This is a genomic window from Micromonospora sagamiensis (assembly GCF_014680085.1).
GTDB lineage: Bacteria > Actinomycetota > Actinomycetes > Mycobacteriales > Micromonosporaceae > Micromonospora > Micromonospora inyonensis.
Genome location: NZ_AP023438.1, coordinates 1,994,615 through 2,018,724, shown reverse-complemented (window position 1 = coordinate 2,018,724; position 24,110 = coordinate 1,994,615). Strand labels below are relative to the sequence as shown.

The window sequence follows — 24,110 nt, the reverse complement described above, 5'->3', positions numbered from 1 at the left end:
GCGTGTTCCGGTGCCGCGCACCACCTCACTGAAGCCCGTTCGAGCAGCTCAGGAGAGCAATCGTGGATATTTCGCCCAGCGCCGATCGTCCGACGGGTGCCGAGCCCGGCGAGCTGGGCGGCCACCTGCCGGAACTGCCCGCCGGCTCGGCGCGGGTGGTCCCGCTCGGCCTGACCTTCGACGACGTGCTGCTCCAGCCGGGCGAGTCGGACGTGGTGCCGAGCCGGGTCAACACGGTCACCCGGATGACCCGTAACGTCACCCTCTCCGTGCCACTGCTCTCCAGCGCGATGGACACGGTGACCGAGGCGCGGATGGCCATCGCCATGGCGCGGCAGGGCGGCATCGGTGTGCTGCACCGCAACCTGTCCCTGGAGGACCAGGCGCTCCAGGTCGACCTGGTCAAGCGCTCCGAGTCCGGCATGATCACCAACCCGGTGACGGCCAGCCCGGACGACACCCTCCGCGACGTCGACGCGCTCTGCGGGCGGTACCGCATCTCCGGCGTGCCGGTGGTGGACGCCGACGGCCAGCTCGCCGGCATCGTCACCAACCGGGACATGCGCTTCGTCACCGAGCCGGGCACCCCGGTCCGCGAGATCATGACCCGGACCCCGCTGGTCACCGCCCCGGTCGGGGTCAGCAAGGACGAGGCGCTGGCCCTGCTGCGCCGGCACAAGGTGGAGAAGCTGCCGATCGTCGACGACGCGGGCCGGCTGCGCGGGCTGATCACCGTCAAGGACTTCACCAAGAGCGAGCAGTACCCGAACGCCACCAAGGACGACGCCGGCCGGCTCCGGGTCGCCGCCGCCGTCGGGGTCGGCGAGGACGCGTACAAGCGCGCCCGGACTCTGGTCGACGCGGGCGTGGACGTGCTGATCGTGGACACCGCGCACGGCCACCAGCGGGCCGTGCTGGACATGGTCCGCCAGCTCAAGAAGGACACCGCCGTCGACGTCGTCGGCGGCAACGTGGCCACGTACGCCGGGGCGAAGGCGCTGGTCGACGCGGGTGCCGACGGGGTCAAGGTCGGGGTCGGTCCGGGCGCGATCTGCACCACCCGGATCGTCGCCGGGGTGGGCGTGCCGCAGATCACCGCGATCATGGAGGCGGCCCGCGCCGCCCGTCCGGCCGGTGTGCCGGTGATCGGCGACGGCGGCATCCAGTACTCCGGCGACATCGCCAAGGCGCTGGTCGCCGGGGCCGACACGGTGATGCTCGGCAGCCTGCTCGCCGGCTGCGAGGAGAGCCCGGGGGAGCTGCTCTTCATCAACGGCAAGCAGTTCAAGTCGTACCGGGGGATGGGCTCGCTCGGCGCGATGCAGTCGCGCGGCCAGGCCCGCTCCTACTCCAAGGACCGCTACTTCCAGCAGGACGTCCTCGCCGAGGACAAGCTGGTCCCCGAGGGCGTCGAGGGTCAGGTGCCCTACCGCGGCCCGCTCTCCGCGGTCGCCCACCAGCTCATCGGCGGGCTGCGCGCCGCGATGGGGTACGTCGGCGCGGAGAGCATTCCCGAGCTGCACCGCCGTGGCCAGCTCATCCGGATCACCGCGGCCGGCCTCAAGGAGAGCCACCCGCACGACATCCAGATGACCGTCGAGGCGCCGAATTACCACACCCGCTGACCATCCCCTGCGACAACTGGAGACCCTCATGCGTGACGTGGTCGAGATCGGGCTGGGCAAGACCGCGCAGCGCGGTTACCACCTGGACGACATCGCCATCGTGCCGAGCCGCCGGACCCGCGACGTCGACGACGTCTCGACCGCCTGGCAGCTCGACGCGTACCAGTTCGGCATCCCCTGTGTCGCGCACCCGTCCGACGCGACGATGAGCCCGGCGTCCGCCGTCCGGCTCGGCCAGCTCGGCGGCCTGGGCGTGCTCAACGTCGAGGGGCTCTGGACCCGGTACGAGAACCCGACCAAGGTGCTGGAGGAGCTGGCCGGGCTCGGCGAGGACGCCCGCGCCACCAAGCGGCTCCAGGAGGTGTACGCCGAGCCGATCCGTCCGGACCTGATCGCCGAGCGGGTCCGGGAGCTGCGGGCCGGGGGCGGGACGGTGGCCGTCCGGGTCTCGCCGCAGCACACCCTGGCGCTGGCCCCGGTGATCCTGGACGCGGGCGTCGACATCCTGGTCATCCAGGGCACCATCGTCTCCGCCGAGCACGTCTCGACCACCGACGAGCCGCTGAACCTCAAGGAGTTCATCGCCGACCTCGACCTGCCGGTGATCGTCGGTGGCTGCACCGACTACAAGACCGCGCTGCACCTGATGCGCACCGGCGCGGCCGGGGTCATCGTCGGCATCGGCGGCGACGGCTGGTCCACCACCGAGTCGGTGCTCGGCATCCGGGTGCCGATGGCCACCGCGATCGCCGACGCGGCGGCGGCCCGCCGGGACTACCTCGACGAGACCGGTGGGCGGTACGTGCACCTGATCGCCGACGGCGACGTGCAGACCTCCGGTGACATCGCCAAGGCGTTGGGCTGCGGCGCGGACGCGGTGATGCTCGGCGAGCCGCTCTCGCTCTGCGCGGAGGCCCCGGCCGGCGGTGCCTGGTGGCACTCGGCGGCGAGCCACCCGTCCCTGCCCCGGGGCGCGTTCGAGGTGGCCGGCGAACCGCTCGGGGAGATGGAGCGGCTGCTCTTCGGCCCGGCCGACGAGCCGGACGGCCAGCTCAACCTCTTCGGCGGCCTCCGTCGGGCGATGGCCAAGTGCGGCTACCGCGACCTCAAGGAGTTCCAGAAGGTCGGCCTGGTCCTGGACCGCTGACCGGGGCGTCGGCCCCGCCCCGCACGCTCCCGCCATGGTCATGGAGTGCGGGGCGGGACGCCCGGCTGTCCGGCAAGACCGCCCCGAAGGTCCCGTGATCCGTATGTGATCATCGTAGTGCGGTTCGACCCGGTCACCGTGCTCCGGACCGACGCGGCACCGGACGGGTCGCGCGCGGGACGGCTGGCCGTGCCGTCTGGCGGGAGGTAACGATGACACAGGTACGGCGTACCGCCGCGCTGCTGCTGACGGCGGGTCTGCTGGCGCTGGCCGGCTGCGACTCGTCCCCACCCGAGCCGGACGTCGTACCGGACCCGTCCGCCTCGTCGCCGAGTGTCCGCAGGTTCGTCCCTGGCGAGCCCGGAGTGGGGGACCCCTACTTCCCGAAGTACGGCAACGGCGGCTACGACGTCCGCGAGTACGCGGTGCAGGTGCGCTACGACCCGGCGCAGGACCGGCTCACCGGCGTCGTCACCGTACGGGCGACCGCCACCACCGACCTGTCCCGGCTCAACCTCGATCTGGCCGGGCTCACCGTCCGGGCGGTCAGCGTGGACGGCGCACCCGCCTCGCACGAGCACAGCGGTGCCGAACTGACCGTCGTGCCCGCCGCCGGCCTCCCCGCCGGCAACGGCTTCGAGGTCGAGGTCCGCTACGACGGGAAGCCCGAGCCGTTGGAGAACGCGGCGCTCGGCGAGGGCGGCTTCATGCACACCTCCGACGGGGCGATCGCCCTCGGCCAGCCGGAGTCGGCCAGCACCTGGTTCCCGGTCAACGACCACCCCTCCGACAAGGCGACGTACGACATCGAGGTCACCGTGCCGGACGGGCTGGTCGCGGTGAGCAACGGCGTGCCGGTCGGCCGGACCAGCGCGGGCGGCTGGACGACCTGGAAGTGGGCCGAACGGACCCCGATGGCGAGCTACCTGAGCACGCTGGTGATCGGGGAGTACCGGATGGAGACCGGCGAGCACAAGGGCCGGCCGGTGGTCACGGCGGTGACCGCCCAGGTCCCCCGGGGCGCGGCCGACGCGTCGATGGCCCGGACCCTCCAGGTCGCCGACTACCTGGAGAGCGTCTTCGGGCCGTACCCGTTCGGGGCGTACGGCGGGGTGGTGATCTCGGACAGCCGGATCCGCTACGCGCTGGAGACGCAGAGCCGCCCGGTCTACTCCGCCGGGTTCTTCAGCTCCGGCGAGAACACCGGGATCGTCGTGCACGAGATCGCGCACCAGTGGTTCGGCAACAGCGTGTCGCTCCAGCGCTGGCGGGACATCTGGCTCAACGAGGGCCTCGCCACCTACGCGGAGTGGCTCTGGGCGGAGCACCAGGGCGACAGGACCGCCCAGCAGGCGTTCGACGCCGCGTACACCGGCTCGTCGGAGGCGCTCTGGCGTGTCCCGCCGGGCAACCCGGGGCCGGAGGAGCTGTTCAGCGAGTCGGTCTACCAGCGTGGCGCGATGACGGTGCACGCGTTGCGGGTGACCGTCGGCGACGACGCGTTCTTCCGTCTCCTGCGGACCTGGGCCGCCGAGAAGCGCGGCGGAAACGCCACCACCGACGACTTCGTGGCCCTGGCCGAGCAGGTCGCCGGCCGGCAGCTCGACGCGCTCTTCGACGCGTGGCTGTTCGGCACCGAGCGCCCGGACCGCCCCCGCTAGGCACCGACCCGGCGGTACGCGGCACGGCCGGCGCGTCGCCGTTCGGCCGTGCGCACCGTGCGAAAACTGCCCCTGGCGCGAAGTTACCGATGGGTAGATGATGCGTCCATGCGGTACGACGTGCTGGTCGTCGGGTCCGGTTTCGGAGGCAGCGTCGCGGCCCTGCGGCTCGCCGAGAAGGGCTGGTCGGTCGGCGTACTGGAGGCGGGGCGGCGGTTCGCCGACCACGAGTTCCCGCAGACCTCCTGGCGGCTGCGGCGGTTCCTCTGGGCTCCCCGGCTGGGCTGCTACGGCATCCAACGGATCAGCCTGCTGCGCCCGGCCGACCGGAAGGCCGGCGGGGGAGTGCTGGTGCTCTCCGGAGCCGGGGTGGGAGGCGGTTCCCTGGTCTACGCGAACACCCTCTACGAACCCCTGGACGCCTTCTACGACGACCCGCAGTGGCGGGACATCACCGACTGGCGTGCCGAGTTGGCCGGTCACTACGACCAGGCGAAGCGGATGCTCGGCGTCACCACGTACCCGGTGGAGACCGGCGCGGACCGGGTGATGCGGGCGGTGGCCGCGCGGATGGGGGTCGGGCACACCGTGCACCCGACCCCGGTCGCCGTGCACATCGGCCGCCCCGGCGAGCGGGTGGCCGACCCGTACTTCGGTGGGGCCGGCCCGGAGCGCACCGGCTGCACCCACTGCGGCTCCTGCATGACCGGTTGCCGGCACGGGGCCAAGAACACCCTGGTCAAGAACTACCTGTGGCTCGCCGAGCGGCTCGGCGCGCAGGTGCACCCGCTGACCACGGTGACCGCGATCCGGCCCGCCCCCGGCGGCGGGTACCGGGTGGAGACCGTCCGCACCGGGGCCTGGCTGCGGAAACGACGCCAGGTCTTCGAGGCCGACCAGGTGGTCCTGGCGGCCGGTGCGCTCGGCACCCAGCGGCTGCTGCACGAGATGCGGGCGACCGGGGCGCTGCCCGGGATCTCGCCCCGCCTCGGCGAACTGACCCGGACCAACTCGGAGGCGATCCTCGGCGCGGCGGTGCCCCGCCGCCGGGCCCGCGCGGAGGGGCTGGACTTCACCGAGGGGGTGGCGATCACCAGTTCGTTCCACCCGGATCCGCAGACCCACATCGAGCCGGTCCGCTACGGGCGGGGCTCCAACGCGATGGGGCTGTTCCAGTCGCTGCTGGTCGACGGGGGCCCGCACCGGCTCCGCCGCTGGTTCGGCATCCTGCTCCGGCAGCCGGGTCTCGCGGCCCGGATGCTGTCGGTGCGCGGCTGGTCGGAGCGGACGGTGATCGCGCTGGTCATGCAGTCGGCGGACAACTCGCTGACCACCCGGCTGCGGCGTGGTCCGCTCGGCCGCCGGCTGGTCTCCGGGCCGGGCCACGGCACGCCGAACCCGACCTGGATCCCGGCCGGCAACGAGGCGGCCAGGCTGCTCGCCGAGGAGATCGGCGGGGTGCCGGGCGGTTCGCTGACCGAGCCGTTCGACATCCCGATGACCGCGCACATCCTCGGTGGCGCGGTGATCGGCGCCGACCCGGCCGGCGGGGTGATCGACCCGTACCACCGGGTCTTCGGCCACCCGGGTCTGCACGTGTTGGACGGCGCGGCGGTCTCGGCGAACCTGGGGGTCAACCCGTCACTGACCATCGCCGCGCAGGCGGAACGGGCGATGGCGTTCTGGCCGAACAAGGGTGAGGAGGACCCGCGACCGCCGCTCGGCGCGCCCTACCGACGGATCGCTCCCGTGCCACCCCACCACCCGGCCGTTCCCGCCGATGCGCCGGCCGCACTCCGACACTCTTCGTGAACGCTCGCCCCGCTCGCAACCAGGTGGTTGGGGTGGTTGCGGTGGACTGAGGTGGTTGCAGGGGTCCCTTCCTACCGTTTTCTGTCGAGGAAGGGTCCCCTGCAACCACCTCACCCCGCCCGCCAACCGAGCAGGGCCGGCCGCTGGCGGGACCCGGGGTGACTGTGGGTAGGCTTTCTGGGCATGAGCACGCCTCGCCCTGTCCTCGTGGTGGACTTCGGAGCCCAGTACGCCCAGCTCATCGCGCGTCGGGTGCGTGAGGCGAAGGTCTACTCCGAGATCGTGCCGCACTCGATGCCGGTCGCCGAGATGCTGGCGAAGGACCCGGCGGCGATCATCCTGTCCGGCGGCCCGTCGAGCGTCTACGAACCGGGTGCGCCGCAGGTCGACGCCGGGCTGTTCACCGCCGACGTGCCGGTCTTCGGCATCTGCTACGGCTTCCAGGCGATGGCGCGGGCCCTCGGCGGCACCGTCGCCCGCACCGGCAACCGCGAGTACGGCGGCACCCCGCTGCGTCCCCAGGTGGACGCCGGGGTGCTGCTGCGGGAGCTGCCGGCCGAGCTGCCGGTCTGGATGAGCCACGGTGACTGCGTGACCGAGGCGCCGGAGGGCTTCGCGGTGACCGCCGAGTCGGCCGGCGCGCCGGTCGCCGCCTTCGAGGACGTGACCGGTCGCCGGGCCGGGGTGCAGTTCCATCCCGAGGTCGGGCACACGGCGCACGGGCAGGAGATGCTCCAGCGCTTCCTCTACGACATCGCCGGCATCGAGCCGACCTGGACCCCGGCCAACATCATCGAGGAGCAGGTCGAGCGGATCCGCGCCCAGGTCGGCGACAAGGAGGTCATCTGCGGCCTCAGCGGCGGGGTCGACTCGGCGGTCGCCGCCGCCCTGGTGCACAAGGCGGTCGGTGACCAGCTCACCTGTGTCTTCGTCGACCACGGTCTGCTGCGCGCCGGTGAGGCGGAGCAGGTGGAGAAGGACTACGTGGCCGCCACCGGCATCCGGCTGAAGGTGGTCGACGCGCAGGAGCGGTTCCTCGGCGCGCTGGCCGGGGTGATCGACCCGGAGCAGAAGCGCAAGATCATCGGCCGGGAGTTCATCCGGGTCTTCGAGGCCGCCGCCCGGGAGATCGCCGCCCACGGCGACGTCGAGTTCCTGGTGCAGGGCACCCTCTACCCGGACGTGGTGGAGTCCGGCGGCGGCACCGGCACCGCCAACATCAAGAGCCACCACAACGTCGGCGGGCTGCCGGAGGATCTGAAGTTCGCCCTGGTGGAGCCGCTGCGTACGCTCTTCAAGGACGAGGTCCGGGCGCTCGGGCTGGAGCTGGGACTGCCCGAGGCGATGGTCTGGCGGCACCCGTTCCCGGGGCCGGGCCTGGCCATCCGGATCATCGGCGCGGTCGACCGGGAGCGGCTGGACCTGCTCCGCCAGGCCGACCTGATCGCCCGCGAGGAGTTGACCGCGGCCGGGCTGGACCGGGACGTGTGGCAGTTCCCGGTGGTCCTCCTCGCCGACGTGCGCAGCGTCGGGGTGCAGGGTGACGGGCGCACCTACGGCCACCCGGTGGTGCTCCGTCCGGTCTCCAGCGAGGACGCGATGACCGCCGACTGGTCCCGGCTGCCGTACGACGTGATCGCTCGGATCTCCACCCGGATCACCAACGAGGTGGCCGAGGTCAACCGGGTGGTGCTGGACGTGACCAGCAAGCCCCCGGGCACCATCGAGTGGGAGTGACGCCGCCGCACGGGTGGGCGGGGCGCACCGACCGGCTCACCGGGGTGGCGCGACCTGCGTCGGGTGCGGCCAGGCCGGCGCGTCCGGCGGCTCCTCGGGCATCAGGAACCACATCACCGGGTACGCCAGCAGCGTGACCCCGGCGGTGAGGAGCACGGACACGGCGAAGACCACGCGGACCAGGGTTGGGTCGACGTCGAAGTAGCGGCCGAGACCGCTGGCCACCCCGGCCACCATACGGTCGGTGGTGGGGCGACGGAGCTGCTTGTACGGGGCCTGGGTCGAGGGGGGCGTCCATGTCATGCCTCCACCGTGCGCCGGCCGGTGCGCGACCGCCTCGGTGGAGGCCCGGATTCATACCCTGATCGATCCCTGAGGGGGAAGTATTCAGTCAGGAATCTGACTGTTTTTCGATGTCATCGCAGGTCAGGGGGAGAATTCAGCCCCGTGACCACCATGCTGGAGCCGCTCCGCAGGATCGCGGCATACGCAATCTGTGCCGACTCGGTCGGCCGGGTGTTGCTGGTCCGCGCATCGGAGCGCTCCGGCACCCCCGGCACGTGGTCCCTGCCCGGCGGGGCGGTCGACCACGGTGAGGACCCGAACCACACCGTCGTCCGGGAGACCGCCGCCGAGACCGGGCTCTCGGTCGCCGTCTCCGGCCTGGCGGACGTCCTCGCCGACATGCGGGCCCTGCCCGAACGGGGCATCACCATCCACACCGACCGCCTCATCTACCGGGTCGCCGTCCGGGGCGGGACGCTCACCGACCGGGTCGACCGCCCGACCGACCTGGCCCGCTGGTTCACCCTGGACGAGGCACGCGGGCTGCCGCTGCGCGCGTTCACCGCGCAGGCCCTGGGTCTGCCGTCCGGGGCCGCCGACGTGGTGCCGGACGAGGCACCGGAGTTCCCGTCCTTCTACGCGGTGCCCGGTCCGGACGGGCTGCACCGGGCGCAGCGCTTCGCCGCGTACGCGGTGGCCACCGACCCGGAGGGACGGGTGCTGCTCACCCGGGTCGCCGACGGCTACCCGGGCGCGGGCTGCTGGCACCTGCCCGGCGGGGGCACCGACTACGGCGAGCAGCCGGGTGCGGCGCTGATCCGGGAACTGGTCGAGGAGACCGGCCAGACCGGACGCCTGGTCGGGCTGCTCGGGGTGGCGAGCCACCGGGACGCCGCCTCGCTCGGCCCCGAGGGCTATCCGATCGACTGGCACGGCGTCCGCGCCTTCTACCGGGTGGTGGTGGACCAGCCCGCCCCGCCCATCGTGGCCGACGTCGGCGGGTCCACCTGCGAGGCCCGCTGGTTCGCCCGCGACGAGCTGGAGGCCCTCCCCGCCGACCGGCTCACCGAGGTGACCGCCGAAGCCGTCCGGGCCGCCCGCCTCACCTGACCTCCGCCTCCGCCCGTCACACGTCGATCATGACGATGACGGTGCGACACGTCGGCTCGGGCGCGGCTAACCTCATGATCAGCGGGGCGGAGCGAACGGGGGAGCGGTCGTGGAGGAACTGGCGCAACGGCGCAGGGTCGGGGCGTACGGGCTGTTGACCGAGGCGGACGGACGGGTGCTGCTGGCCCGGGGCTCCGCGCTGGCCGACTTCCCCGGCGTCTGGCAGCTGCCCGGTGGCGGGCTGGAGCACGCCGAGCACCCGGCGGTCGCGGTGGTCCGCGAGTTCGCCGAGGAGACCGGCCTGGTCGTCGAGACCGCCGGGCTGGCGGCGGTGGTGGCCGACGTCATCCGACTTCCCGACCTCGGGGTCGCGTTGCACACCGACCGGATCATCTACCACGTAACCGGCGTGTCCGGCACGCTCCGCCACGAAGCGGACGGAACGACCGACCTGGTGGCGTGGATCGCACCCGCGGAGGCGGCCGGTCTGCCGCTGATGCCGTTCACCGCCGACCTGCTCGGGCTGCCCGTCACCCCGCTTCCCGAGGACGTGCCGCCGGCGGTTCCCCGCGTCCCGTACGACCCGCCGTCGCCGGACCGGCGGCAGCGCTTCGGGGCGTACGGGCTGGTCACCGACCCGGAGGAACGGGTTCTGCTCACCCAGATCGCGGACGGCTACCCGGGGGCCGGTCGGTGGCACCTGCCCGGTGGCGGGACCGACCACGGTGAGCAGCCGGTCACCGCACTGCTGCGGGAGATCGTCGAGGAGTCCGGCCAACTCGGTCGGGTGACAGCGCTCCTCGACGCGAGCAGCCTGCACAATCCCGCCGCGCTGGGGCCGGAGGGTCGGCCGCTGGACTGGCACGGCGTCCGGGTGGTCTACCGGGTGGTGGTGGAGGCGCCGACCGTGCCCGAGGTGACCGAGCTGGCCGGCGGCTCCACCGCGCGGGCCGCCTGGTTCGACCGCCGCGCCGCCGTGGACCTGCCATTGACCGACATCGCCGCGCGGGCCCTCCGGTTGATCCAACAGCCGATCGCTCGCCGAGCCGGGATCGACCCGCTCCGGTAGAGTCAACAGTTGAGATTGGCGGAGAAAAGGGCGCTCAGCCCGCGATGGGAATAACGGGGCGATTCACGCGGTTTGTAGGAGATGAGTACCGCCGGCAGCTATCGCCAAGTCCCATACCACTGTGCAATGGTGTACTCCGCTTTGACGGCTGCCGGGCCAGAAGCGGCCCGGCACGAGAGAGCCGGACCCCCGCCCGCGAGGCGGTGAGCCGATCCGGTGATGGAGGAAACGTGCCGAGAGCCCCATGGCGCCGGCGTCGTACGTCTGACAGTCCGCGCCCCGCAGGCCGCCGCTGGGCGGGGCCGCTGCGTCGCAGCAGTACGTTCGCCCGCCAGGTGCTGCTGGTCCGGGTGGGACGCCGGGACGGCGACCCCCGCCACACGACCGACGTGGCCCTGCCCGAGCACCGCTACGCCGACCGGCTGCGCCGGCGGTACGCCTCGGACCGGTTGAACCGGGCCGAGATCGAGGCCGTCATGCCGGTCAGCCCGGCGCTCGCCCCGACGACAGCGGTGGACGACACCCCGGCGCGGTCGATCCCGCTGCTCCCCGGTGAGCGTACGGTCGCCCGACGGGCGAAGTTCGCCCTGGTCAACGGGTGCACAGTCGCCAGCCTGATGCTCGGCATCACCGCCATCTTCCTGGCCATGCAGGGCGACGTACGCCTCGCGGCACTGCTCCTGATCGCCTGCGTCGCGTTCGACGGGCTCGACGGCGCGCTGGCCCGCAAGCTCAACGTGGCCAGCCCGTTCGGCGCGCAGATGGACTCGCTGGCGGACATGTGCTCGTTCGGCCTCGCCGCCCCGGTGGTGGTCTACGCCTCACTCGCCGGCACGCTGCCCACCGCCGCCGCCGCGCTGGCCTGTGCCCTCGTCGCGGCCTGCGCCGCGATCCGGCTGGCCCGGTTCAACGTCTCGCCGAAGGACGGCCGGTTCTTCTGCGGGGTGCCCACCACCATGGCCGCCATGGTGTTGGCGCTCGCCGTCGTCATCGACCTGCCGGTACCCCCGGTGGTCCAGGTCGCCGGGGTGGCCCTGCTCGCCTTCGCCATGGTCTCCAGCTTCCCGTACGCCAAGCTGGCCCGGCTGATCAAGCTGCCGGCGTGGCTGTGGTTGGCTCCGGTGGTCGGTGCCCTGGTCGACCCGCGACTCACCTTCGCCCTGGTCGTGCTCGCCTACCTGGCCAGCGGACCGCTGCTCTGGCTGCACCAGCGCCGGACCGCCTGAGGTTACCTACGAGAAAGGGGCGCCGCGCTGTTCGCGGCGCCCCTTTCTCGTAGGCTCAGCGCCAGCGGGCGATGACCGAGGAACCGCCGACCACCTTGTCGCCCGGTCCCACCAGCGGGTCCGCCGCGTCCGCCGGCAGGTAGACGTCGGTCCGCGAGCCGAACCGGATCAGACCGAAGCGCTCGCCCCGGGCCAGCAGCGACCCGACCGGGGCACGCTGCACGATGCGCCGGGCGATCAGGCCGGTACGCTGCGCGACCACCACGGGACCGTGTTCGGTGTCCAGCACCGTGTACGCCGCGACGTTGTGCTCGGCCGCCGGCTTCATCGCGTTGGCGAAACCGCCGTCCGCGACGAAGTAGTCGACCACCTTGCCCGCCACCGGGGAACGGTTGACGTGCACGTCGAGCACCGACAGGAAGACCGCGACGCGCAGCCACTCGTCGGCGCCGAACCGCTCGTCGTGCAGCCGCTGCACCGAGAGCACCCGGCCGTCGGCGGCGGCGACCACGGCCGACGGGTCCTCCGGGACGTCCCGCTCGGGGTCGCGGAAGAACGCCGCCACGGGGGCCGCGGCGAGCGCCGGCACCAGCCACAGCTTCGACTTCGGCCGGGCCACCCGGGCCAGCGCCGCCAATCCGAGGGCGATCCCCGCGGCGGCCACCCCGTTGGAGTCGATGTGCATGTCGCGGGTCAGCGGCACGCTCGACGGCCGGTACGCCGGGGCGAGCCGGGCCGCCTTCGCCGGGCTGACCGGGGTGAACCGGAGCCGGTACACCCGTACCGGCGGCTGGTTGCGCAGCACCAGGTCCACCCCGACGCCGTGCAGCGCACCCTGCCGGTCGAGTTCCTCCGCCGCACCCGTGGTCCGGCCCGGCCCGGCCGGCGTCGCCACGCTCAGCACACCGCCCTCGGTGAGGTACTTGGTCAGCCCGTCCAGCGTCGCGCGGGCCTCCTCACCGGTGCCGGCGAGCGCCTCACCGACGATCATCACATCGGCGGCGTCGGCCTCGGCCAGGGTGTCGACGACGTGGACCCGGTCCGCCACCCAGCTGCCCAGCGTCGACACGTGCCGGCGCAGCTCGGCGGAGCTGGTCGACCCGGCCGGCACCACGGTGAGGCGGTCCCCGGGCAGCAGTGCCTCGATCGCCACGGCGAGGAGTGGGGCGTCCGGGGTCGCGCCGACCAGCAGGGCGGCCTTGCGGTCGTCGCACCGGGCGAGTTCGGCGGCGAGGGTACGCGCGGCGCGTTCACCGATGCGGACCTCACCGAACCGGGCAAGGCTGCGCACGGCGGGGGACTCAGTCATGTCGGACGGGCTCCTAGCAGCATCGGGACGGAAATCGCAACGGACGGGCCGCGACGGCGCGGACGAGGCGTGCCGGCGGCCGGAGCGAAGTCTCCACGGCCAGCATATGCGGCCCGCGCCGGCGGTCGCACCGACGCGGGCGACGGCTCCGGTCTTCCCGGCGCCGTCGCCCGGCGGGCTCAGTCACCACGGTCTCCCCGCTCCTCCGACGACCGGTCGGAGCCGGGCCGCCTCCCGGCCTGGGGGACGGGCGGAGCCGGGGAGCCGCCGGCCGGACCGGCGTTCGCCGACGACCGGGCCGCGCGCAGCGCGCCCAGCAGACCCAGCGCGCCGACCACGACGAGCGCGCCGGCCAGGAACCAGCCGATCGGCACCACCAGGCCGAGCAGCTGCGCCAGCAGCCACCAGGCCGCGGCGGCCAGGAACAGCAGCCCGAAGGTCAGGGACAGCAGGTCGGTCCGGTGCGCTCTCACCGGGTCACCTCCAACGCGCCGGCGTTGACCTGGACGAACAACCGGAGGGTGCCGCCGCCCGGGCCGTCGGCGCCCAGGTCGGTGGACTCGTGTACCTGACGGTCCGGGCCGCCGGAACGGGTGCCGAAGATGGTCGCCTCACTGGCGTGCACCTCGGCGTGGACGATCACGTCGACGTTCGGCGGCAGCAGCACGGTCGCGTCCCCGAAGGAGATGACGACGGTGGTCCGGGTGTCCCGCTGGTCGAAGTCCACCGCGCGCAGATCCAGCACCGGGTCGCCGAAGGTGTTCTCGTACCGGGGGGCGAGATCCTCGTAGCTCGCCGGCGTCCAGGTCACGTTCCCGTTCACGCTGCGCCAGTCCGCGAACGACTCGGCCGCGGTGGCGAAGCCGAGCGCCGCCGAGGTCACCAGTCCCAGCGCGATCAACCAGCGCGCCCGGCCGAACCAGGTGCCCACCAGCAGCCCGAGCCCGATGGTCGCCAGGGCCGCCGCGAAGTACGCCGAGGCGTCGACCCGCACCACTCCGAGCAGGTCGAGCACGGCGACGATCCCGCAGGCGAGGAAGACCAGGGAGAACGTCACCGCGCCGAGTGGTGAGCGCTCCCGGGGGCGCTTCGGTGCCCGGCCCGGCGCGGGCGGTGGGGGCGGCAGGGCCGGACCGGACCGGGCGTACGGGCCGTGTGGGGCGAAGGGCGGACGGTAGCCGGGTGGGGCGCTCGCCGTGGCGACCGGTGGCACGGGTCCGACCGGGGTCGGCGGGGCCGGTGACAGTGGGCCGGCGGTCGGCTCGCGGACCGGCCACCCGCCGGCCGTCTCGGGGAACACCGGTCCCGGGGCCGGCCACGGGGCGGCGGGGGCCGGTACGGGCACCGCCGTCTCCGGCCGGGTCGCCGTGGGCGGTGCCGGCACCGGGGCGGGGTAGGCCACCGGGGGAACCGGTCCCGGCGGGGGCGTCGGTGGCCCGGCGGGTGGCGGGGTGGGGCCGGAGCGGTCGCGGGCGGGGTGGTCCCGGTTCAGCAGCAGCGCGCCGCCGATCAGGATCGCCGCGCCGAGCAGCACCGCCCGGAAGGCGTCGGTCACGATGTAGCCGAAGCTCACCGCGACCAGGATGCTCAGCACGATCACCGTGATCGGCGACATGCTCGAACGGCCCCGGCCCAGCATCGACTCCATCGGGGAGGCGCTGTCCCCCTCACCGGGGATGATCAGCCACGCCGAGACGTAGATCAGGATTCCGACGCCGCCGAAGAAGCCGAGGACGGCGAGGAGCACCCGCCACAGCACCGGGTCGGTGTTGGTGGCCCGCCCGACCGCCGCGCACACCCCGGCCAGGTAGCGCCCCTCCCGGGGGCGGACCAGGCCGTACCGGGAGGTGAAGCCGACCCCGCCGGGGACGGCGTCCGGCGCGTACCCCGCAGGTGGTGACCCGGCGTCCGGCGGCGCGGACGTCGCGGTCCCGCCCTCGGTCGGCGGCGGTACGCCCGGCTGGGTCGCCTCCGGGCGGGGCGACCGGGCGGATTCCTCGGTCATACCGGTAGATCCTGCTAGGTGCCGGGACGGGTCGTCGTCGGGACCCACCCTGAGCGCACCCTGAGATCCGGTGCTCCGGAAACTCGGGGGCGTCCCCGTGGCTCCGCTACCGTGACCCGTGTGACGATCGGTGACGACGCCACCGCGGACGCACCGGCGTCGGCCGTCGCGACCAGGGAGCCCGCGATCAGTACCGTGACCCAGCCACCCCGCCTCTACCGGGCCCGCGAGCACCGGATGGCCGTCGGCGTGGCCGCCGGCATCGCCGAGCACATCGGTGTCTCGGTGGTGCGGGTGCGGATCGCCTTCATGGTGCTGCTCGGCCTCAGCGGGCTCGGCCTGCTCCTCTACGCGGCGTTCTGGGCGGTGGTCCCGGTGCGGCCGGGGGACACCGCCACGCCGCCCCGCCGGGACATCGCGCAGCTGCTGCCGTTCGTGGTGATCGGTCTGGCCGTGCTGCTGGTGCAGATGCGGCTCTTCGACTCGGTCGGCGTCGCCGGCACTGCCGGCTGGCTGGTCGCCATCATCGCGGTCGGCGCGGGTGTGATCTGGCACCAGTCCCCGGAACGTCGTGGCCAGGCCAACGGCTCCCTGCCGCTGCCCTGGCTGAGCGCCGTGGTGGAGGAGACCGACCGGCGGGCCTTCGTGCTCCGCTTCATCGGCGGCGGGGTGCTGGTCGCGGTCGGCATCATCGGCGTCGCGGCGGTCTACTCGCCGGTGCAGAACGTCGACGCGGTCATCAACGGGGTGATCTTCGCGCTGGTCGGGCTGGCCGGTGTCGGGGTGGTGGCCGCGCCGCTGCTCTGGCGGACCTTCAACCAGCTCCGCTCGGAGCGGGAGGGGCGGATCCGGGAACAGGAACGCGCCGAGCTGGCCGCCATGATCCACGACCAGGTCCTGCACACCCTCGCCCTGATCCAGCGCAACGCCGCCGACGCCAAGACGGTGCAACGGCTCGCCCGGGGCCAGGAGCGGACGCTGCGTAGCTGGCTCTACAAGCCGACCGCCTCCCCCACCGAGCGCTTCGCCGCCGCGCTGGAACAGGCGGCGGCCGAGGTGGAGGACACCTTCGGGATCACCGTGGAGGCGGTGGTGGTGGGCGACCGGGAGACCGACGAGCGGGTGGGCGCGCTGGTCGCCGCCGCCCGGGAGGCGATGGTGAACGCGGCCCGACACGCCCGGGTGCAGACCGTCTCGCTCTACGCCGAGGTGGAGCCGGACCAGGTCAGCGTCTTCGTCCGGGACCGGGGGGTCGGGTTCGACCAGGAGACGGTGGATGATCATCGACACGGGGTACGGGGATCCATCATCGGGCGGATGAAGCGGCACGGCGGCCGGGCGGAGATCCGTTCCGGGCCGGGGGACGGGACCGAGGTCCGGTTGACCCTGCCGGTCTCCGGGAACGGTGCCACGGCGGAAAGGGACAAGTGACCATGACCGAGCAGGTCGAGCAGGCGGACGTCCGCGACGAGCGGTTGCGGGTCTTCCTCGTCGACGACCACGCGATGTTCCGCGCCGGCGTCCGGGCCGAGCTGGGCGCGCACGTCGAGGTGGTCGGGGAGGCGAGCACGGTCGCCGAGGCGGTCGCCCGGATCCCGGCGGCCCGTCCCGACGTGGTGCTGCTGGACGTGCACATGCCCGAGGGAGGTGGCCGGGCGGTGCTGGAGGCGGTGCGGCGCGCCCACCCCCAGGTGCGGTTCCTGGCGCTGAGCGTCTCCGACGCGGCCGAGGACGTGATCGGCCTGATCCGGGCCGGTGCCCGGGGCTACGTGACCAAGACGATCTCCCCGGACGAGCTGGCCGCGGCGATCCGCCGGGTGGCCGACGGCGACGCGGTCTTCAGTCCCCGGCTGGCCGGGTTCGTGCTGGACGCCTTCGCGGCCCGGCCGGACACCCCGGTCGCCGATCCGGAGCTGGACCAGCTCACCAACCGGGAACGTGAGGTGCTGCGGCTGCTGGCCCGGGGGTACGCGTACAAGGAGATCGCCAAGGAGCTGTACATCTCCATCAAGACGGTGGAGACCCACGTCTCGAACGTGTTGCGCAAGCTCCAGATGTCCAACCGGTACGAGCTGTCCCGCTGGGCGGCCGACCGCCGGCTGGTGTGACCGGCTACCCACCCGGCCCGGACACGGGCTCGAACGCCCGGAATTCAGCTGACGAACGGGTCCGCGTGTCGGATGATCCGCTGGCGCGCGGGGTACGTCCCGTCACCTCGGTACCCTCATCCGACCAGGGGCGGAGGGTGCCCGCAAAGCCGAATCCGGCATCATCCGCACGGGTGGAAACAGCGAGCTTCCGGGGCGCTGCGGAGGGTGACGATACTCACCCGAGGTGACCCGGCGGCGCCGACGTTGTGGGTGGTGGCACCCGCTGCGCAGCGCTGGGCAACCGGTCAGAGTGCGGCAATCGATGCGGATCACGGCGCGACGCGGGCCGATGTCGGCACCGTCCCGGCCGGGTATCGGCTTGATAACACCGCTTTCCGCTGCGGCGCATCGGGTGTCACAGTGGCAACCACCTCACAACCCCCTCGTGAGCCGAGCGCCCTGAGGAGGCACTCCCATGCGCGGGAAATTCCTGAAGGTGGCGGTCGCTGCGACCGCCACCGCCATGTTGGCCACCGCATGCAGCGGTGGTGGCGATGACAACCCGTCCGATCCGGGCAAGAGCGGTGGCGAGCTCCGCGTCTACGCGTCGGAGCCGGCGTTCCTGCTGCCGTCCGCCGCCGACGACGAGCCGTCGCTGTACGTGATCCGTCAGATCTACCGTGGCCTGGTCAAGTACAACGCCGAGACCGGTGCCCCGGAGAACGACCTGGCGGAGTCGGTCGAGTCCCAGGACCAGAAGCTCTGGACGATCAAGATCAAGGACGGCTACACCTTCGACAACGGTGAGAAGGTCAACGCCGACGCCTTCATCCGGTCGTGGAACTTCGCGGCGTACGGGCCGAACGCCCAGAACAACGCGTACTTCATGAAGCGGATCGCCGGGATCAAGGACGTCTCGTCCGAGGACCCGGACGGCGAGGGCCCGAAGAAGGCCCCGGAGCCGAAGGCCAAGGAGCTCTCCGGCCTGAAGAAGGTCGACGACCTGACCTTCACCGTCGAGCTGAGCGAGCCCTTCTCCGGCTTCCCGACCACGATCGGCTACCCGGGCTTCTCCCCGATGGCCGAGGCGTGCGTCAAGGACCACCAGAAGTGCAACGAGACCCCGATCGGCAACGGCCCTTACAAGATCGAGGGCAGCTGGCAGCACAACGTCGGCATCACCGTCGTCCGCAGCGACAGCTGGAAGGGCGACCCGGGTAAGCCGGACAAGATCAACTACCGGATCTTCGCCGACGTGGACGCTGGCTACGCCGCCTTCCAGGCCGGTGAGCTCGACGTGCTGTACACCCTGCCGCCGGCGCGGTACAAGGAGGCGAAGGCCACCTACGGCGACCGCCTCTACGAGCAGCCGAGCGACAGCTTCACCTACGTCGGCATGCCGATCTACAACGAGAACTTCAAGGACAAGCGGGTCCGCCAGGCCATCTCGATGGTCATCGACCGCCAGTCGATCATCGACGCGGTGTTCAACGGCCGGTTCACCCCGGCCAGCGGCTACGTCGCGCCGTCCTTCGAGGGTGCTCGTGAGAACGCCTGCCAGTACTGCAAGAAGGACGTCGAGAAGGCCAAGCAGCTCCTCGCCGAGGCGGGTGGCTGGAAGGGCGGCAAGCTCCAGCTCTGGGCCAACGCCGGCGCCGGCCACGACGCCTGGCTCCAGGCCGTTGGTGACCAGGTCAAGGCTGCTCTCGGCATCGACTACGAGCTGAAGGTCAACCTGCAGTTCGCCGAGTACCTGGAGACCGCGGACAACCGGAAGTTCACCGGCCCGTTCCGTCTCGGCTGGAGTGCGGACTACCCGTTCCTGGAGAGCTACCTCGCTCCGCTGTACAGCACCGGCGCGGACAGCAACAACTCCACCTACTCGAACCCCGAGTTCGACGCCCTGCTGAAGCAGGGTGACGCCGCCAACTCGATCCAGGAGGCGATCCCCTTCTACCAGAAGGCGGAGGACATGATCCTGGAGGACCTGCCGGTCATCCCGATGTGGTGGGGCAAGGTGGCAGCGGTCTACGGCGAGAACGTCGACAAGTTCGTCTGGAACGCCGTCGCGGACGCTGACTACGGCCAGATGACGATGAAGCAGAAGTGAGCTTCACTTCCCTGATCTAGCCGTATGACGACGTGGCGGCAGCGGTCTCCCGACAAGGGGGAACGTTGCCGCCACGTCAGCGCCGAGAGGAGAAACAGACATGGGGCGCTACGTCGTCCGACGGTTGCTCCAGTTCATACCCACCGTGCTGGGCACCATGTTCCTGCTGCACTACCTCACCTCGCTGGCGGTCCAGTTCAGCGGGAACCCCGTCCGGGCCCTATTCGGCGACCGGACGCCGCCGGAGTCGGTGCTGAACGCGCTGACCGAGCGGCTCGGTTACGACGACCCGTGTCTGGATCGGAAGGGCGACCCCTGCCTCTGGCGCGCAGCCGAGAGCGGCAGCGGTTGGCTCGGCACCGGTCTCGAGCCGGGGCTCTTCTTCGACCGGTTGGAGGGGATCTTCCTCCACTTCGACTTCGGCGTTAACCTCCGTCAGTACGAGGTGACCGACCTGGTGGCGGACGCTATGCCGTTCACCGTGAAGATCGTCGTCATCGCCATTCTCTTCGAGGCCATCGTCGGCATCATCGCCGGGGTGCTGGCCGGTCTGCGTAGTGGCAGCTTCACCGACTACCTCGTCAAGATCTCCACGGTCTTCATGATCTCGGTGCCGATCTTCGTGCTCGGCGTCCTGATCCGGGAGTTCATCGGGGTCAAGTTCGGCAACGTGCTGCGGGGCCAGAGCTGGGTGCCCGACGTGCTCGCCGACGGTGTCTTCAGTCCCGGCTACAAGCCCGACTACCCGTGGGCCAGCCTGGTCATCCCGGGTCTGGTGCTGGGGGCCACCGCGCTGGCCACCACCGCCCGGCTGACCCGGACCAGCATCATGGAGAACATCCGGGCCGACTTCGTCCGGACCGCCAAGGCCAAGGGCCTGAAGAACAAGCGGGTCATCGGCGTACACACGCTGCGCAACTCGCTCATCCCCGTGGTCACCCTGATCGGTGTCGACATCGGCGGCCTGCTGGGCGGGGCGGTGATCACCGAAACGATCTTCAACGTGCCGGGTATCGGTCGCCTGGCCGCCTTCGCCGCCCGGACCGGCGAGTCGTCGGTGGTGGTCGGTGTGGTCACCATGCTCGCCCTGGTCTTCATGATCGCCAACCTGTTGGTCGACATCCTCTACGCGGTGCTGGACCCGAGGATCCGCTATGAGTGACCGGCGACGGACACGCGGCGGACCGTCGGGGTCCCTCCGGTCGGCAGGTCGAAGCGAAACGAGGTGTGGAGATGAGTGACCTGAGCAGCGTCGGCACCGCGATGAGCGGCGACTCCTCGGCCGCCACCGCGGCGGCCGGCGCGCCGAGCCCGGACAAGGGCGGCAAGGTGCGTAGCGCGAGCCTCTGGGCCGACGCCCGGCGACAGTTGGTCCGTGACCCGATCTTCATGATCGCGGCGCTCTACGTCCTCGTGGTCGGCTCCATGGCGCTCTTCCCCAAGCTGTGGACGAGCCAGGACCCCCGGGACTGCGACACCGGCCGGTCCCGGATATCCCCGAGCGCCGACCACCCGTTCGGCTACGACATCCTCGGCTGCGACTACTACTCGCACGCCATCTACGGTGCCCGCCCGTCGATGTCGATCGCGGTGGTCGCCACCCTGGGCATCGTGGTGGTCGGTGGTCTCCTCGGCCTGCTCGCCGGCTACTACGGCGGCTGGGTCGACTCGGTCATCTCCCGGGTGATGGACATCTTCTTCTCGCTGCCGTTCCTGCTCGGCGCGATCGTGTTCCTCACCGTCATCAAGCGGCAGAACGTCATCACCCTCAGCATCGTCCTGGTGGCGCTCGGCTGGCCCACCATCGCCCGGATCATTCGAGGTAGCGTGATCTCTTCGAAGGACCTGGACTACGTCCACGCGGCGAAGGCGGTGGGTGCGAAGAACAGCCGGCTGATGTTCCGGCACATCCTGCCCAACGCCATCGCACCGATGCTGGTCTACGCGACGATCGTGCTCGGCGGGTTCGTCGCCGCCGAGGCGACCCTGACCTTCCTCGGTGTCGGCCTCCAGCCGCCGGCCCAGTCCTGGGGCATCATGATCAACGCCCACCAGGTCTACTTCCTGGAGGACCCGTGGCTGTTGCTCTTCCCCTGTGGGCTGCTGGTCGGCACGGTGCTGTCCTTCATCCTCATGGGTGACGCCCTGCGTGACGCCCTCGACCCGAAGTTCCGGTGAGCAGCATGAGTTCTGACGTCAACGTCAAGATGGACGCTCTGCCCGGCCTCGACCAGAACGCGCTGCCGTTGCAGGTCAAGAACCTCCAGGTCGAGTTCCGCACCCGTAACGGCATCGCCAAGGCGGTCAACGGGGTCAGCTTCGACGTGGCTCCGGGCGAGACCCGGGCCATCCTCGGCGAGTCCGGCTGCGGCAAGAGCGTGACCGCCCAGGCGATCATGGGCATCCTGGACACCCCGCCCGGCTTCATCACCGGCGGCGAGATCCTCTACCGCGGCGTGGACCTGCTCAAGCTCCCCCAGGAGCAGCGGCGCAAGGTCCGGGCCAACCGGATCGCGATGATCTTCCAGGACGCGCTGTCGGCGTTGAACCCGGTCTTCACCGTCGGGTTCCAGCTCGCCGAGCTGTACCGCAAGCACCGGGGCATGTCCCGCAAGGACGCCAAGGCGCGCGCGGTCGAACTGCTCGACCTGGTCAAGATCCCGGCGGCGAAGCAGCGGGTGAACGACTACCCGCACCAGTTCTCCGGCGGTATGCGGCAGCGCGTCATGATCGCCATGGCGCTGGCCCTCGACCCCGAGGTGCTGATCGCCGACGAGCCGACCACGGCGCTCGACGTGACCGTCCAGGCCCAGATCATGGCACTGCTGGCCGAACTCCAGCAGGAACGGAACATGGGCCTGGTGCTCATCACGCACGACATGGGCGTGGTGGCCGACGTGGCGGACCGGATCTCGGTCATGTACGCCGGACGGGTCATCGAAGAGGCCGGCGTCAACGAGATCTACGAAAGCCCGGCGCACCCGTACACCAAGGGCCTGCTGGAGTCGATCCCGCGGCTCGACCTCAAGGGCCAGGAGCTCAGCGCCATCAAGGGGCTCCCGCCGATGCTGACGAACATCCCGCCGGGCTGCTCGTTCAACCCGCGGTGCCGGTACGTGCAGGACGTCTGCCGGAAGGACCCCGCGCCGCCGCTGTACACGGTGTCGTCGGACCGGACGGCTGCCTGCCACTTCTGGAAGGAGGTCAAGGGCGGTGAGTGACCTCGTCCTCGAGACCCGCGACCTGGTGAAGCACTTCCCGCTGACCAAGGGCATCGTCTTCAAGAAGCAGATCGGCGCGGTCCGTGCGGTCGACGGGATCAACATCGAGCTGCGTCGGGGCGAGACCCTGGGCATCGTCGGTGAGTCGGGCTGCGGCAAGTCGACCCTGGCCCGGCTCCTGGTCGGTCTGGAGACCCCCACCTCGGGCGACCTGTTCGTCCAGGGCCGGAACATGTCCAAGGTCGGTGCCAACGAGCGCCGGAAGGGTCGACGCAACATCCAGCTCGTCATGCAGGACCCGTACACCTCGCTGAACCCCCGGATGACCGTCGGTGACATCGTCGGCGAGCCGTTCGAGGTGCACCCGGACGTGGTGCCGAAGGGCAAGCGGCGGACCCGGGTGCAGGAGCTGATCGACCTGGTCGGTCTCAACCCCGACCACATCAACCGGTACCCGCACCAGTTCTCCGGCGGCCAGCGGCAGCGGATCGGCATCGCCCGGGCGCTGGCGCTCAACCCGGAGATCATCCTCTGCGACGAGCCGGTCTCGGCCCTGGACGTGTCGATCCAGGCCCAGGTGGTCAACCTGCTGGAGAAGCTCCAGACCGAGCTGGGGCTGTCGTACATCTTCATCGCGCACGACCTGTCGGTGGTCCGGCACATCGCCGACCGGGTCGCGGTGATGTACCTCGGCAAGATCGTCGAGATCGGCACCGAGGACGAGATCTACGAGAACCCGACCCACCCGTACACCCAGGCGCTGCTCTCGGCGGTGCCGGTCCCCGACCCGAGGCTCCGTGGGCTGCGGGACCAGATCGTCCTGACCGGCGACGTGCCGTCGCCGGCCAACCCTCCGTCGGGCTGCCGGTTCCGCACCCGGTGCTGGAAGGCGCAGGACATCTGCGCCGAGCAGGTGCCGGCCCTGGAGGCACGTGAACACTCCGCTCACCCGAGCGCCTGCCACTTCGCGGAACCGCGCGACGTGGTCCACGCGGTCGAGTAGCGCACCAGGCGCCGCTGATCCGGCCACCCGTACCGGGCCAGCGGTGAAAGGAAGTGCCTCCTCAGTATCCGGGGCGTCGGTCGTCAGGCCGGCGCCCCGGATCTGTGTCGACCGCTGCCCGCCCCCGACGGGAGCGGCCCGGCGGCCGGGCCGGTCAGAGTGGTCCGCGACCGGCCCGGAGCAGCAGGAGGGCGAGCTGCACGCCGTCGGCTCCCAGCGCCGTCCGGAACCTCTCCAGAATGGCCTGCTCCCGGGAGAGCACCAGCCGGGTCCCACCGGAGGCGATCCGGGTCCTGCCGACGTGCTGCGACAGGCTGGCCCGCTCCTGCCAGAGCTCGATCAACCGCTGGTCGATCTCGTCGATCCGCTCCCGGATGGCGACGATCCGGGCCGCCGCGTCCGGCTCCTGCGTGCCGGTCTGTGCCTCCGGCGGGCCCTCCTGGGCGCCCGGTCGCGCCGTCCCGGCCGACTCGCCGTTCTGCTCCACCACGTCTGTCATCATCGGGTACCTCTCGCACGGTGGTGCCCGGTGCCCGGATCCCGGGACGGAAAAGGCCCCGGACTCCAGGAGCCCGGGGCCTTCGTAGGTCTGATCGATCAGGCGCGACCTGCGGCTGCCGGACTCCCGGAGCCGTAGTAAAAGGAGAGACGCTGACCGAACACGCCGTCGAGTATGCCCATCCGCCGGCCCGGGGCGCAA

Annotated in this window: 20 protein-coding genes; 15 read left to right on the top strand and 5 right to left on the bottom strand. The window is 71.6% G+C overall.

The features are described 5' to 3' along the window. Positions 1–62 precede the first annotated feature (62 nt). The 5 genes from guaB to guaA all read left to right on the top strand — a co-directional run bounded on the left by guaB (position 63) and on the right by guaA (position 7,982). The gene (gene guaB, locus IGA62_RS08335; protein WP_145815525.1) at positions 63–1,625 is read left to right on the top strand and encodes an IMP dehydrogenase; all 1,563 of its coding nucleotides are present in this window, start codon (positions 63–65) and stop codon (positions 1,623–1,625) included. A 28-nt stretch (positions 1,626–1,653) separates the two neighbouring features. After that, positions 1,654–2,772, top strand: coding sequence for a GuaB3 family IMP dehydrogenase-related protein (locus IGA62_RS08330; RefSeq protein WP_145815526.1), 1,119 nt, complete (start codon positions 1,654–1,656; stop codon positions 2,770–2,772). Positions 2,773–2,984: 212 nt separating this feature from the next. Further along, positions 2,985–4,433 (top strand): M1 family metallopeptidase, encoded by a 1,449-nt coding sequence (locus IGA62_RS08325; RefSeq protein ID WP_145815527.1) that lies wholly within the window; start codon positions 2,985–2,987, stop codon positions 4,431–4,433. Between the two features lie 108 nt (positions 4,434–4,541). Beyond that, the gene (locus IGA62_RS08320; RefSeq protein WP_145815528.1) at positions 4,542–6,245 is read left to right on the top strand and encodes an FAD-dependent oxidoreductase; all 1,704 of its coding nucleotides are present in this window, start codon (positions 4,542–4,544) and stop codon (positions 6,243–6,245) included. A gap of 183 nt (positions 6,246–6,428) precedes the next feature. After that, positions 6,429–7,982, top strand: a complete 1,554-nt coding sequence (gene guaA / locus IGA62_RS08315; protein WP_145815529.1) for a glutamine-hydrolyzing GMP synthase — start codon at positions 6,429–6,431, stop codon at positions 7,980–7,982. 36 nt (positions 7,983–8,018) lie between these two features. Here the strand turns inward: guaA and IGA62_RS08310 are convergent, their stop codons facing one another. Beyond that, the gene (locus tag IGA62_RS08310; RefSeq protein WP_145815530.1) at positions 8,019–8,285 is read right to left on the bottom strand and encodes a PspC domain-containing protein; all 267 of its coding nucleotides are present in this window, start codon (positions 8,283–8,285) and stop codon (positions 8,019–8,021) included. 144 nt (positions 8,286–8,429) lie between these two features. On the opposite strand from IGA62_RS08310, the gene IGA62_RS08305 reads away from it, so the two are divergent. The 3 genes from IGA62_RS08305 to pssA all read left to right on the top strand — a co-directional run bounded on the left by IGA62_RS08305 (position 8,430) and on the right by pssA (position 11,672). Continuing rightward, positions 8,430–9,377: an NUDIX hydrolase gene (locus IGA62_RS08305; RefSeq protein WP_145815531.1), complete on the top strand. Its 948-nt coding sequence runs from the start codon at positions 8,430–8,432 to the stop codon at positions 9,375–9,377. 118 nt (positions 9,378–9,495) lie between these two features. After that, on the top strand, positions 9,496–10,446 hold the full coding sequence (locus IGA62_RS08300; protein ID WP_145821723.1) for an NUDIX hydrolase: 951 nt from the start codon (positions 9,496–9,498) through the stop codon (positions 10,444–10,446). A gap of 305 nt (positions 10,447–10,751) precedes the next feature. Further along, positions 10,752–11,672, top strand: a complete 921-nt coding sequence (pssA, locus tag IGA62_RS08295) for a CDP-diacylglycerol--serine O-phosphatidyltransferase (RefSeq protein ID WP_145821724.1) — start codon at positions 10,752–10,754, stop codon at positions 11,670–11,672. Positions 11,673–11,727: 55 nt separating this feature from the next. Here the strand turns inward: pssA and IGA62_RS08290 are convergent, their stop codons facing one another. The 3 genes from IGA62_RS08290 to IGA62_RS08280 form a co-directional block, all read right to left on the bottom strand. Next, positions 11,728–12,981 carry a phosphatidylserine decarboxylase gene (locus tag IGA62_RS08290; RefSeq protein ID WP_145815532.1) on the bottom strand — a complete coding sequence of 418 codons (1,254 nt, stop codon included), beginning with the start codon at positions 12,979–12,981 and terminating at the stop codon, positions 11,728–11,730. Between the two features lie 179 nt (positions 12,982–13,160). Next, the gene (locus tag IGA62_RS08285) at positions 13,161–13,454 is read right to left on the bottom strand and encodes a hypothetical protein (protein WP_145815533.1); all 294 of its coding nucleotides are present in this window, start codon (positions 13,452–13,454) and stop codon (positions 13,161–13,163) included. After that, on the bottom strand, positions 13,451–14,986 hold the full coding sequence (locus tag IGA62_RS08280; RefSeq protein WP_145815534.1) for a PspC domain-containing protein: 1,536 nt from the start codon (positions 14,984–14,986) through the stop codon (positions 13,451–13,453). The genes IGA62_RS08285 and IGA62_RS08280 overlap by 4 nt, the downstream gene beginning before the upstream one ends. A gap of 195 nt (positions 14,987–15,181) precedes the next feature. Here IGA62_RS08280 and IGA62_RS08275 point away from each other — a divergent pair, with 195 nt between their 5' ends. The 7 genes from IGA62_RS08275 to IGA62_RS08245 all read left to right on the top strand — a co-directional run bounded on the left by IGA62_RS08275 (position 15,182) and on the right by IGA62_RS08245 (position 23,410). After that, positions 15,182–16,417 (top strand): ATP-binding protein, encoded by a 1,236-nt coding sequence (locus IGA62_RS08275; protein ID WP_145821725.1) that lies wholly within the window; start codon positions 15,182–15,184, stop codon positions 16,415–16,417. 2 nt (positions 16,418–16,419) lie between these two features. Continuing rightward, complete coding sequence (locus IGA62_RS08270; protein WP_145815535.1) at positions 16,420–17,094, top strand: response regulator; 675 nt, start codon at positions 16,420–16,422, stop codon at positions 17,092–17,094. Positions 17,095–17,551: 457 nt separating this feature from the next. Continuing rightward, a complete protein-coding gene (locus IGA62_RS08265; protein ID WP_145815536.1) occupies positions 17,552–19,186 on the top strand; it encodes a peptide ABC transporter substrate-binding protein in 1,635 nt (544 codons plus the stop codon). 100 nt (positions 19,187–19,286) lie between these two features. After that, positions 19,287–20,348, top strand: a complete 1,062-nt coding sequence (locus IGA62_RS08260; protein ID WP_145815537.1) for an ABC transporter permease — start codon at positions 19,287–19,289, stop codon at positions 20,346–20,348. A 71-nt stretch (positions 20,349–20,419) separates the two neighbouring features. After that, entirely contained in the window at positions 20,420–21,364 is a 945-nt protein-coding gene (locus IGA62_RS08255) for an ABC transporter permease (protein ID WP_186499716.1), read from the top strand. A 5-nt stretch (positions 21,365–21,369) separates the two neighbouring features. Beyond that, positions 21,370–22,407, top strand: coding sequence for an ABC transporter ATP-binding protein (locus IGA62_RS08250; RefSeq protein ID WP_145815538.1), 1,038 nt, complete (start codon positions 21,370–21,372; stop codon positions 22,405–22,407). After that, positions 22,400–23,410: an ABC transporter ATP-binding protein gene (locus IGA62_RS08245; protein WP_145815539.1), complete on the top strand. Its 1,011-nt coding sequence runs from the start codon at positions 22,400–22,402 to the stop codon at positions 23,408–23,410. Before IGA62_RS08250 ends, IGA62_RS08245 begins: the two co-directional genes overlap by 8 nt. 154 nt (positions 23,411–23,564) lie before the next feature. On the opposite strand, the gene IGA62_RS08240 is transcribed toward IGA62_RS08245, so the two are convergent. Then, complete coding sequence (locus IGA62_RS08240) at positions 23,565–23,912, bottom strand: chorismate mutase (RefSeq protein ID WP_145815540.1); 348 nt, start codon at positions 23,910–23,912, stop codon at positions 23,565–23,567. Positions 23,913–24,110: the final 198 nt, after the last annotated feature.

Excerpts from the sequence above, each read along its gene's own strand:
- IGA62_RS08330 (WP_145815526.1), top strand. The coding sequence starts at position 1,654 with ATGCGTGACGTGGTCGAGATCGGGCTGGGCAAGACCGCGCAGCGCGGT.
- IGA62_RS08325 (WP_145815527.1), top strand. The coding sequence starts at position 2,985 with ATGACACAGGTACGGCGTACCGCCGCGCTGCTGCTGACGGCGGGTCTG.
- IGA62_RS08320 (WP_145815528.1), top strand. The coding sequence starts at position 4,542 with ATGCGGTACGACGTGCTGGTCGTCGGGTCCGGTTTCGGAGGCAGCGTC.
- guaA (WP_145815529.1), top strand. The coding sequence starts at position 6,429 with ATGAGCACGCCTCGCCCTGTCCTCGTGGTGGACTTCGGAGCCCAGTAC.
- IGA62_RS08310 (WP_145815530.1), bottom strand. The coding sequence starts at position 8,285 with ATGACATGGACGCCCCCCTCGACCCAGGCCCCGTACAAGCAGCTCCGT.
- IGA62_RS08290 (WP_145815532.1), bottom strand. The coding sequence starts at position 12,981 with ATGACTGAGTCCCCCGCCGTGCGCAGCCTTGCCCGGTTCGGTGAGGTC.
- IGA62_RS08280 (WP_145815534.1), bottom strand. The coding sequence starts at position 14,986 with ATGACCGAGGAATCCGCCCGGTCGCCCCGCCCGGAGGCGACCCAGCCG.
- IGA62_RS08270 (WP_145815535.1), top strand. The coding sequence starts at position 16,420 with ATGACCGAGCAGGTCGAGCAGGCGGACGTCCGCGACGAGCGGTTGCGG.
- IGA62_RS08265 (WP_145815536.1), top strand. The coding sequence starts at position 17,552 with ATGCGCGGGAAATTCCTGAAGGTGGCGGTCGCTGCGACCGCCACCGCC.
- IGA62_RS08260 (WP_145815537.1), top strand. The coding sequence starts at position 19,287 with ATGGGGCGCTACGTCGTCCGACGGTTGCTCCAGTTCATACCCACCGTG.
- IGA62_RS08255 (WP_186499716.1), top strand. The coding sequence starts at position 20,420 with ATGAGTGACCTGAGCAGCGTCGGCACCGCGATGAGCGGCGACTCCTCG.
- IGA62_RS08250 (WP_145815538.1), top strand. The coding sequence starts at position 21,370 with ATGAGTTCTGACGTCAACGTCAAGATGGACGCTCTGCCCGGCCTCGAC.
- IGA62_RS08240 (WP_145815540.1), bottom strand. The coding sequence starts at position 23,912 with ATGATGACAGACGTGGTGGAGCAGAACGGCGAGTCGGCCGGGACGGCG.